Source organism: Saccharicrinis sp. 156, assembly GCF_050589685.1.
Classification (GTDB): Bacteria; Bacteroidota; Bacteroidia; order Bacteroidales; family Marinilabiliaceae; genus Saccharicrinis.
This window is the reverse complement of sequence record NZ_JBNGOS010000028.1, coordinates 87,247-98,556: the sequence shown is the minus strand read 5'-3', so window position 1 is coordinate 98,556 and position 11,310 is coordinate 87,247. Positions and strand designations below refer to the sequence as shown.

At 38.6% G+C, this 11,310-nt stretch carries 6 protein-coding genes; 4 read left to right on the top strand and 2 right to left on the bottom strand.

What is annotated here, in order from left to right; all coding sequences use genetic code 11:
- Positions 1 to 141: 141 nt before the first annotated feature.
- Entirely contained in the window at positions 142 to 4,218 is a 4,077-nt protein-coding gene (locus ACRD64_RS17180; RefSeq protein WP_430934690.1) for a hybrid sensor histidine kinase/response regulator transcription factor, read from the bottom strand.
- 220 nt (positions 4,219 to 4,438) lie between these two features.
- Complete coding sequence (locus ACRD64_RS17175; protein WP_430934689.1) at positions 4,439 to 5,002, bottom strand: hypothetical protein; 564 nt, start codon at positions 5,000 to 5,002, stop codon at positions 4,439 to 4,441.
- 628 nt (positions 5,003 to 5,630) lie between these two features.
- On the opposite strand from ACRD64_RS17175, the gene ACRD64_RS17170 reads away from it, so the two are divergent.
- The 4 genes from ACRD64_RS17170 (at position 5,631) to ACRD64_RS17155 (ending at position 10,848) form a co-directional block, all read left to right on the top strand.
- Positions 5,631 to 7,016, top strand: a complete 1,386-nt coding sequence (locus tag ACRD64_RS17170) for a sulfatase (protein ID WP_430934688.1) — start codon at positions 5,631 to 5,633, stop codon at positions 7,014 to 7,016.
- Between the two features lie 23 nt (positions 7,017 to 7,039).
- Complete coding sequence (locus ACRD64_RS17165; protein ID WP_430934687.1) at positions 7,040 to 8,017, top strand: family 43 glycosylhydrolase; 978 nt, start codon at positions 7,040 to 7,042, stop codon at positions 8,015 to 8,017.
- A gap of 80 nt (positions 8,018 to 8,097) precedes the next feature.
- Positions 8,098 to 9,072 (top strand): family 43 glycosylhydrolase, encoded by a 975-nt coding sequence (locus ACRD64_RS17160; protein ID WP_430934686.1) that lies wholly within the window; start codon positions 8,098 to 8,100, stop codon positions 9,070 to 9,072.
- Positions 9,073 to 9,312: 240 nt separating this feature from the next.
- Complete coding sequence (locus ACRD64_RS17155; RefSeq protein WP_430934685.1) at positions 9,313 to 10,848, top strand: sulfatase family protein; 1,536 nt, start codon at positions 9,313 to 9,315, stop codon at positions 10,846 to 10,848.
- Positions 10,849 to 11,310 lie beyond the last annotated feature (462 nt).

Sequence of the window (11,310 nt, the reverse complement as noted above, 5' to 3'; positions counted from 1 at the left end):
TGTATGTGTTTTTGTACCAATAGGTTCCCTTAAGTTAACGGCTATGGAAAGTAATCGGGACAAGTGATGCCTCGTTTGGGTAATGCCTTGTTTTATAGTACTTGCCATGCGCACGACGAACCCCCAATACACAATCCGGGTTTAAGATAAAAGCTGTTCCCTAAATTCTTTCGGAGTCAGACCAAACTGCGCTTTAAACAATTTAGAAAAATAAGAATGGGTATTGAAACCAGTTTCTGCTATTACATCGGACACCCTTACTGTTGGGTTTTTCTCAAACATCAATTTAGCCTTCTTTAATCTGTATTGTGTAATAAATTGGCCCACCGACTCTCCCGTCAGTGCCTTTATTTTACGGTTAAATTGCATATAACTGTAGGCTAATTCTTGTGCTACATCCTCAACTTTTAGTTCTGAATTAGAGATATTTGCATCAACAAACGCAACAAATTTCTTTAACAGTTTATCATCATATGACGTGGTTTTAATATTATCGGATACGTAGGCGTATTTTTCCTTATATGTTTGCTGTAGTTTCTTTCGTGAATCGAGCAGGTTATTGATCTGCGCCAATAAATGATCTGCGCGGAATGGTTTTGTAATATATGCATCTGCACCTGTTGCTATTCCTTCTATTCTTTCGTCCAGGGTGTCTTTGGCAGTAAGCATTATCAAAGGTATATGACAGGTCTTAGCATCATCTTTAAGTAATTTGCACAGCTCATTCCCGTTCATTTCCGGCATCATCACATCACTGATAATGATATCCGGTATATGTTTTCTGGCTGATTCTAAACCTTCTACACCGTTAATGGCTTTAACCACATGGAATTGTTTTTGGCAAATATCACTAATAAATTCAAGCATGTCGATATTATCTTCTACCACAAGAATGGTTTGCTGTTTATCATCGGATTGTACTAACTCGCTATTTATTGGACTGTAAAGTTCTTTTGCAGGTTTTATCGTTTTATCACTATCCTTTGCTATTTGCGGATTACGGAGCGGTAAGGTAATGACAAACTCTGAGTTTTCTCCATACTTACCAACCTCATTAATGTTACCATTGTGCAATTCAATAAATTCCCTGGTCATAGAAAGTCCAATACCTGCCCCGGACGATTGATTATCCAATTGATAAAATCGGTCAAAAATTTGTTGTTTCTTTGATGGAGGTACACCTTCTCCTTCATTTAGAATGCTAAGAACAAGCTCATTCTTTATCTTGTCTATAGTTGTTTTAACCACTACATTGCCACCTTTTTTTGAATATTTACAAACATTTGAAATAAGATTGTAAAGTACCTTTTCTATCTTATCGTAATCTATCCATATTTCAATTTTCTCGACCTTCTTTATAAACTCAACCTGTAAGTTTGCCTCCTGAAATCCATATTCGCAGGCCAATAAAACGTCATGAATTAATTCATTTATATCGGCTTTATGCAGGTTAGCTTTCATTTTATTCTGCTCCAACCTCCTGAAGTCCAGTATTTGGGTTATCAGGCGTTGTAATCGGCGGGCATTCCTTAAAACTAAGGACAAATTTTTAGTTTCCTTGTCTTTACCTTTCACATCCGCTATCATTCCCTCTACCGGACCGATAATTAAAGACAGCGGTGTTTTTAACTCGTGGGATATATTTGTGAAAAAGCGTTGCTTCATATCAAACAACTCTTTATCCTGCTGTTTGGCCAATGCCTCTAATTTCAGAGACTGCTTTAATTGAGAGAGGCGATAAAGATTTTTATACACTGTAAAAAATATACCGCAAAAGGCTAAACTAAAGAACAGTTTGGCAATCCGTGTTGAATACCAAGGTGGTAAAACATGAATGTGTAACTCTCTGATTTTTTTGCTTTCAACCTTGTCGGAGTTAAGTGCTTTTATTTGAAAGGTATAGTCACCATGAGGTAATCGAGGGTAGTTTACTGAATTTTTCAATGCAGATGTATGCAGCCAATTTTTATCTACACCTTTCAGTTTATATTTAAAAGAGTTGTTTTCGGGAGATGAATAATGCAATGCCGAGAACTCAATGGTAAAGTTGTTACATTCGTGAGGTATGGTGATCTGCTCTAATGTTTCCAATGATTCTGGTAATATCACTCTTCCAAATATTTCTTCTCCAACCTTTACTCGTTTACCCAAAATCTGTAATTCAGTTAATGCTATTTTGGCAGGAATATCATTTATCGATACTTTTTCGGGGTGGAATGTTACGATGCCATTGTTTCCTCCAAATAACAATTGCCCATCTTTTGTTTTTGCCCCGGCTTTTACATTGAATTTATGAATTCCCTCAGGCAGAGGATAGGCGTATTGGATGTGTGTATTGTTTTGTGTGTTGTATTTAATGATTCCGTTATTGGAGGCAATCCATAAATTATTTTTTCCATCGGTTTGAATATCAAAGATGGAACTGACAGGAAGGTTTATTGGGTTGTTGATATGATGAAAACCTACTATAACGTCATCTTTAGAAATAATTCTATTCAATCCTCCATTATAAGTTCCAATCCATATTTGGCCATTATCACCCTCGCATACCGAGGTAACTCTCGAATGACTTAAAGATATTTCATTGTCAGGTTCGTAGAAATAATGATTAAGGTATATGGTGTCACTATCTTCAACAGTAGAGAATAGCCCATTATTCATGGCTATAAAAATTCCATAACTTTCGGTGCAAAGAATTTGATTAACTCTATCGCTTAATGCTACTCCAGTATTGGCCATAACAGGTAATTGGGTACAATTTCCCGACAAAAGGTTTTGAAAATCATTATCATAGTCAACGCACAACAAACCTTGAGCACCACCAATCCACAACCTGTTTTTATGATCAACTTCAAAATTAAAAATTGGATTATTCCCAATGATTTTTTGCAATTTACTATTTAGGGGCAAACTCGAAAATTGTTCAGTGTTCAGATTAAAAAAGAGTATTGTTGGGCCGGCTCCAATAACTACATGATTATTCAATTCGAACAGAGCATATCTCATAATATCCTTATCATAAATTAGTTCAAATTCAAATTCAGATATGTGGGTTTCAGCAAATGTATTGACAGATCGGTTTAGTTCACCCTGCAATGTTCCTGCCCATAGATGGCCTTTTGAATCAACTAAAACCGGATTGATATAATTATGGGACAGTGATTTTTTATCCAAAGAGTGATGCACTAAATTGTAAAAGGGTTTTCGCTTAGTGTCGATTTTTGTGATGCCTCCCTGACCCTTTCCAATCCATATAACCTTAGTATTATCTTCAAACATACATAATAAGGTATTCCATTTTAAACTGTTGTTTTTCTCATTTTGTAAGTATCTCTTAACTTCCTTTGTGGCGCGATTAATTTCATACAAACCATTTCCGACAGTTGATATATAAATATTGTTGTTAGAAGATACAACTATATCTGTCACGCTATTAATTTCCTGAGAAAACTCTTCCTGGGTTATCAAGTGGTCTAATGAATTTAATTCATCTGTTTTCTTTAGCTTTACACGACTTACTTTGCTTTGAAATCCCATCCAAAACACCGAATCTGATTCTCTGGTAACCGTATTGCATACAGAAGATCTATCAGAATACGTGATGATATTAAATATACTTCGTCTTTGGTCATATCGTGCTATTCCTATGCCTCCCTTTTCCGCAGCAACAAAAAACAATGAATCTTCTACATGAAAAATTGTTCTTATTCTCTCCCCGTAAGGAAAAAAATCATGATTAGCTATAACAACATCTTTAATTTTATTGTTTTCGGAAAGACATACAACGCCTGAGGATGAAGTGATAAGTACATCATTAGTTCTTGTTTGACAAAGTTTGGAACGATTATCAATAGCTGGATGAGGAATTCTTTGAAATCGCTTTGCCCGTTGGTCATATTTGCATAAGCCAACTGTGGTAATTGCTAAAATATCATTGTTTCTATCTACCACCAATTCAAAAACCTTATCACATGGCTTGATATGTTGTCCATCGTAAAAGTGTTCATTAGCTATCGTATTGATGCCATCATATCGAACGAGTCCTTTGTGAGTTGCCAACCACAAAAATCCATTTTCATCTTGTACAATATCAAATATTCCATCCTGGTGAATTCCTTCGTGTTTAATGTGCTCAAAAAAAACGCCCTGACTGTGGAGTTTAATCTGGATTGACAGAACAGATATTAATACAAGGACAAAGGAGAATTTATAGGTCATTTAAAATGAGTTTTGATCCATTAATTATTGAAGTCATAAAATTAGAAATATTTTCCTATAGAGACAGGAATATAAACAAATGTCAAAAATGGTTGTGTGAAGGTGTTTAAAATTTGCGATGTGTGTGGTTTAGGGAGGGGTAACGTTGCTACAATAACACGCAATAATCTTATGTTGATAATCAGATGTTCTATATAAAGTTTGTTTTAGAAATTTATAGTCAATGAGGTGAAAATCTGCATTCAATAGTATTGTTAACAAAAACAAGTTCGGTGGCATCTGTAGCTGTTTTACCTTGAACACCAGACAGGATAGTTCCCCATTTGGTTTTGATTTGTTGTGTTAGGTTGTTGTGGTCTTGCGTAAAGTTGTTAAACACGCAGTTATTGATTTCTACTTTACCTGCTCCTACATAAATTGTAGAGTGAAATCTGTTGTTATGATTAAGAGTAAGTACGTCGGTCAAATACGTGTTTGTTAATGTAAAAGAGGTAGTAGCTTGATTTGTATAGTAGATTCCACCCAAATTACTTGTAATATTTTCTACAATACATTGGTCAATTGAAAAATTTACATCCAGGGCATTGGCAGCATTGTAGAATATAGCGCCGTAATTGTTGGTTAAAAATCCGTAATTAGAAACTTTAAGCATGCTTAAGCTGATGCTAACATTGGAGTTGTTATCATTAAACTGCTTAAAAAGGTACATGTTTGGAACGGTAACTATGTCTGATGATTGAACAGTAAGCGTAGTTTTGTCAGCGCCTGCACCAACAAGGTTCAATGTAAATGCAGAACTGTTGTTATCAATTATTATATCGGCAGCACCAAATATACCTTCTCCAAGGTTTATGGTGTAATCATTATTTGTTCCTCCTGCAAAATCGGCGTGAATTTTGGTAATGGCAGCACTAACAGTAGCCAGAGCATTCCCAACTGTTAAACCATCATTGGTATCATTTCTGTTGTTTCTACATAGTAGTTTAAGGTTTGTGCATGAATGCTTAAAGTAAATGCAATTAAAAAATTAATTAGAGATAAAATTCTTTTCATAATAGTAGATTTTAAGTTTATAAAAAAATGAATATGAATGTTTGTTCAGTTTCATTATGATGATTCATAATTGTCTGACTCTATCAAAGAAAACGTTTTATCGAAACGGTGCTTGTGGCAAATCATTTAAATAATAGAGTTTATTATTCACGATTTTAATTTATTCTGGAATCAATAGGTTTATTCTGGCAACATTAAAATCAAAAACAAACAGCTTTAATATTAATTCAGTCAGGCAGTTGGTTGATGTGTAAGTGAGGGTTGTTATAATATTTGCAGCTTTTGTTATAATACAGGTAAAGTTTGTAGGGTGTGAAATGTATTATTGTATTGATATTAACTTAATGTGAATTTGAACAATGCAAAGGTGGTTTTTTATACCTGTTATTTTCTTTCTGTTATTTCTTTTTGCTTGTCAAAAAAAGTCGTGTAATACACTTCCCAATATCGTTTTTATCGTAGTGGATGACTTGGGTTATTCCGACGTCGGTTATATGAATCATAAACCGGAAATTCAAACGCCCAATATCGATCAGTTGGCCTATGGTGGAATGGTTTTTACAGATGCTTATGCCGTTGCGCCGGTATGTTCGCCAACCCGGGCAAGCCTGATGACCGGAAAATATCCCGCTACCCTAAAACTGACTTGCCACATACCTGGAATGGGCATGGAAAAATATTTGGCAAAACTCAGCAAGGGACAAAAACTGAAAGAAGCTTATTTTCTGGACCATTTACCGGATGAAGAAGTTACTTTTGCAGAACTATTGAAACAGAAAGGTTTTACAACCGCTTATATTGGCAAATGGCATTTAGGTGGCGAAGGTTCCGTCTACACAAAAGATGGAATTGTGAATGCTGCCTATCACCCCGACAAACAAGGATTCGATGTGAATATCGGAGGTTGTGCCTACGGACAGCCCAAAAGTTATTTCGATCCCTATAAAAACGGCACCATCAAAGACCGAAGGGAAGGAGAATATTTAACCGACAGACTGGGGGATGAAGCTGTACAATTCATTGCGCATAATAAAGAAAAGCCTTTTTTTCTAAGCCTGGCTACGTATACTGTTCATACCCCTTTAAGCGCCCCGGCCGAAACTATTGAAAAATATGATGGTAATCCCTATTTTGCCATGATTGAGAAGCTGGATGAAAACGTGGGAAAGGTTATGGACAAACTGAAAGAAATGGATTTATTGGACAATACCGTCGTGTTTTTTTATTCGGATAATGGCGGCTTATGGGGAAACCCACCTTTAAAAGGCAAAAAAGGAACCTTAAATGAGGGAGGAATTCGGGTGCCCCTAATTGTTAGCTGGCCTGGAAAAATAAAGCCCGGAAGCAAATGTGCTGTACCCGTTACTACAGTTGATTTTTTTCCAACCTTTTTGGCGTTGGCCGGGGGCACGCCATCTGATCATGTACAGCTGGAAGGCAAAAGCTTGCTTCCTGTAATGTACGGGACAGGAGCTATTCAGGAAAGGGCTATTTACTGGCATTTTCCCCATCACCGGAAAGAAGGGCTTTCTATGGGAGCCGCTATTCGCGAGGGAGATTGGAAGTTGATTGAGGAATTTGAATCAGATGAATTGTACTTGTATAATTTGAAGGATGATCTAAGTGAAGCGTACAACCTGGCCAACCAGTATCCGGAAAAAAGAGATGAGCTGTTAAGCAAGTTGGAAAAATGGCAAAAAAAGGTGGATGCTGAAATGCCAGAAATAAACGAAGATTATAAATAGAAATAACATAAAACGATAATCAAATGAAGATTTTAAAAAGACATTTTATAATTGGTTTTTTACTGTTATCTATAACTGTAGTAGGGCAGGAAGAGAAGAAAACGGTTACCGCTAACAATTTTGACTTAAAAGGCATTGGATTAGAAAAAGGTGTAATGCGAAGAGATCCCAGCGATATCATCAAAGTTGGTGAATTGTATTACGTGTGGTATTCCAAAGGAAAAATATCTCCCGGTTACGATGCCACCGTGTGGTATGCCACTTCTAACGACGGTAAAAACTGGACAGAAAAAGGAATGGCGTTGGCCAAAGGTAAGCCCGGAACCTGGGAAGGTGAAAGTGTGTTCACGCCCAATATTCTTGTGGCCGAAGGAAGATACTGGTTGTTTTATACCGGTGTTTCACGTAAATTCAAACAGCCTTACAATCCGGATTCAAAAATTGGTATTGCCGTATCCGATTCGCCCGATGGCCCTTGGGAGCGCCTGCCTTCGAACCCGGCTCTTACCAACAGCGATAACCCGGAGGACTTTGATAGTCACCTGGTGGATGATGCTTGTCTGATTGTTCGGGAAGGAAAATACTGGTTCTACTACAAAGGACGTCAGATGGGAAAAGGTCCCGGTCAAACCAAGATGGGAGTAGCCATTGCAGAGCATCCGCAAGGTCCTTATGTAAAACACGAGGAAAATCCGGTTATTATGGGCAACCACGAAGTTTTTGTTTGGACTGAAGGCAAAGGTGTGGCAGCCATGATTGGGACCACTGGCCCTGACGATATAACAAACACCATACAGTATGCCAAAGATGGAATTCATTTTACCAAAACACATGATGTGGTAAATAGTCCAGTTGCAGCTGGCGCTTATCGTCCCGAAGCGTTTACGGAAAGTGGTAAAGGTAAAATGCCCGAGTGGGGTGTTAAAATAGGAAGACCTAACAGGAAAAAAGGTGAGTTGCCTTTTGTGCAAGGCTTTACATTGTCTGTAGAAGAAAAATAAATACGAATAACGAAGTTGCCGCGGAAGGCCATCTTTCAGCGAGCCATTAACTAAGCAAGAATTACTATAAGCACAATCGAATGAAGGTTTTAAAGAACAAGTTATTTTTTTCTTTCATGCTGTTAACTATGTCGGTTTTCGGCCAGGATGAGATAAAAACGCTTACGGCTACCAAATTTAACTTGCAAGGAATTGGTTTGGAGAAAGGTGTTATGCGTCGGGATCCCAGCGATATTATCAAGGTAAGCGACCGATATTATGTTTGGTATTCAAAAGGCCCCAAGTCCAGCGGCTATGATGCCACGGTTTGGTATGCAACATCGTCTGATGGTGTGAACTGGACGGAAAAAGGTATGGCAATCGACAAGAATCCAGAGGCCGGTGCGTGGGATGAGGCCAGTGTTTTTACGCCTAATATTCTGGTTGCTGAAAGTAAATACTGGCTCTTTTTCACCGGGATTTCAAAGAACCCGAAGATGAAGCCTGACTCAAAGATTGGTATGGCCGTTTCCGATTCGCCCGATGGTCCTTGGGAGCGATTGCCCAATAACCCGGTGCTAAAGAATAGCGATAATCCGGAAGATTTTGACAGCCACCTGGTGGATGATGCCTGTTTGATCGTTAAAGATGGAAAATACTGGTTCTATTACAAAGGGCGTCAGTTGGGAAAAACTGCACGCGAAACAAAAATGGGAGTAGCCATTGCAGAGCATCCGCAAGGCCCTTATGTGAAGCACGAGGCAAATCCGGTGATTCCCGGCAACCACGAAGTACTGGTATGGGCGCAAGGTAAAGGTGTGGCAGCCATGATTGGAACAACCGGACCTGAGGAAATCACGAATACGATTCAATATGCTGAAGATGGTATTCATTTTACCAAAATCTACGATTTGGTAAATTCTCCCCATGCCGGAGGGGCGTATCGTTCGGAAGCATTTACTCAAAGTGGTAAGGGGGAGGTGCCCAAATGGGGTGTTCAAATTGGAAGACCTGACAGGAAAAAAGGTGAGTTGCCTTTTGTGCAAGGCTTTGAATTGATTAAAAGTACAAAATAAAACTTACCATGGAACCGTCAATGAAAGTAGACCTCAACATTTTATGAAAAATGTTTTTAGGAGTTAAAGGTTAAGAAGTGTCAGCAAGAAAACTACTTTTTTATAAGTGTTTGAATTGAAAAGTTCAAGGTTTACTCTTTCTGAAAATCAAGGAGTTTGCTTTGTAAATATCTGTTTTCAGAAAGAGCGTAAGATAGAAATTGGACTATGGGGAAAATCACTAGGTAATAAATAATGCGAATGAATAAGAAAATGAAGTTTACTACAACGATAGTGTTTAAATTAGTTATCAGTATCATGGTATTATGTTTCTGTAACACCTTAAAATTAAGGGCACAAGATAAACCTAATATACTGTTCATCTGCACCGATCAGCAACACCCGTCAATTTCCGGATTTCGGGGGAATCCAGTCGTGAAAACTCCAAACCTAGATGCCTTGGCGGCTGACGGAATGCACTTCACCCGGACCTATGTCTCATCCCCTGTCTGTGGCCCCAGTCGTGCTGCGTATATGTATGGTAAACACGTTTTTCAGATTAAAAACTGGTATAACGCTAAGGCGTGGCCGGAGGAAGAGGTTACCTGGGCCAGCAGGGTTACCAACAGCGGATATTATACGGCACATTTTGGTAAAATGGACTCGCCGGGATTGTATGGAAAACTGGGCTTTACCGAGGAGTGGCATTCGGCGAAACGACCTGTAAGAGTGGTGAACGGGGCGGATGTGCGCTTTCTACCTGACCGCCCCCGACAGGCCAAAGGTCATCTTACGGTTAAGACGTTCAGGCTGGAAGATTATAAAACCCCAAAGTACGAGGTTGGAAAGAATGGGCAATATGGACGAGACCGCCCGACAACGGACTGGGCCCTGAGGTTTTTAAAGGAACGGAAGGATGATGATAAGCCTTGGATGTTGCATGTTGGCTTACTTATGCCGCACTGGCCTTTTACACTTCCGCAAAAATACTACGACATGTATGCGGATGTAGACATTCCACTGCCCCATGATGCCAAGTTTCCAAACACGGATATGCATCCTGCCTTGCAGAGCTTTCAACAGTGGGATGGGCTTGATGTACCTCCGAACGAGGAAAAGTTGAAGAAAGCTCTCAAGGCCTATTACGGAATGATAACATGTGTAGACGACATGCTGGGCGAGCTTATCGCCGAACTTAAAAAAAATGGAATGTATGAAAATACCTACATCATCTTTACCTCCGACCATGGTGACAATTTGGGCGAACATGGTATGATTGGAAACAAACATACACCCATGGAAGGATCTGTAAGTGTGCCGTTGGTTATTGCCGGGCCGGGAGTAAAACGTGGCGCAAAAATCGATAAGCCGGTGGCGCTGGTTGATATGTATCCAACGATAATGGATATGGCCGGAATTAATTATCACGATCAGAATATGCCGGGTAAAAGCCTGCTGCCTGTGTTGCAGGGAAATGAGGCTGCGGCTGATCGCAACATATTCTCCGAATGGCACGGCGTTGGATTTCCAGGCGCCTGGTATATGTTAGTCAATAAGAAATACAAATATGTATTCTACGAAAGAAACAGACCCAGCTTGTTCGATATGGAGGCTGACCCAAAAGAACTCAATGACCTGGCACTTGATCCCGCATATGCTGGTAAACTTAAGGAGTTTGAGACTGAGCTTTATACAATTCTTGATCCGATAAAAACTGCACGAGAGGCCAGGATGCAACAGGGATTGATTACAACGGATGGAAAGGACCTGATGTTTGATAAAGTGGACATGCCATAGACAAAAACAGAACGATGCTGAAGAGCAATCAATAGAACTGTTATTTTCATTCCAAATGTAATGAGGAATCCTTTCACTTGTAATCGAATAATCGTGAACAGTGCTATGAAAAAACAAAAGATATAAATATATAACATAAAATATTAACCATAAATAAAATGAAACGAAATAATAACCCCAAAGTTGTCAATAGAGTTCAACTAAATACCAATTCGATTAACAAAATCTGAACATAATTTAAACACAGAAGGGTAAGATTTTCTATATCGGGACTTTTTCGATGCGGCTGATGCCTGTAGACACTAAGTAATTTTTTAAATTCCGAATGACAGATCTCGGATAATATATTTAAACTGTTACATCAATGTTGACAATGTAATTTAATAACATTTTACACTTAGGTATCGCCATATTTACCATAAATGGTCTTTAATCACTAAGATGAATGATATACAATAGCAA

Bases quoted from the DNA above. Each gene is read 5' to 3' on its own strand.
- ACRD64_RS17180 (WP_430934690.1), bottom strand. From the start codon at position 4,218: ATGACCTATAAATTCTCCTTTGTCCTTGTATTAATATCTGTTCTGTCA.
- ACRD64_RS17170 (WP_430934688.1), top strand. From the start codon at position 5,631: ATGCAAAGGTGGTTTTTTATACCTGTTATTTTCTTTCTGTTATTTCTT.
- ACRD64_RS17165 (WP_430934687.1), top strand. From the start codon at position 7,040: ATGAAGATTTTAAAAAGACATTTTATAATTGGTTTTTTACTGTTATCT.
- ACRD64_RS17160 (WP_430934686.1), top strand. From the start codon at position 8,098: ATGAAGGTTTTAAAGAACAAGTTATTTTTTTCTTTCATGCTGTTAACT.
- ACRD64_RS17155 (WP_430934685.1), top strand. From the start codon at position 9,313: ATGAATAAGAAAATGAAGTTTACTACAACGATAGTGTTTAAATTAGTT.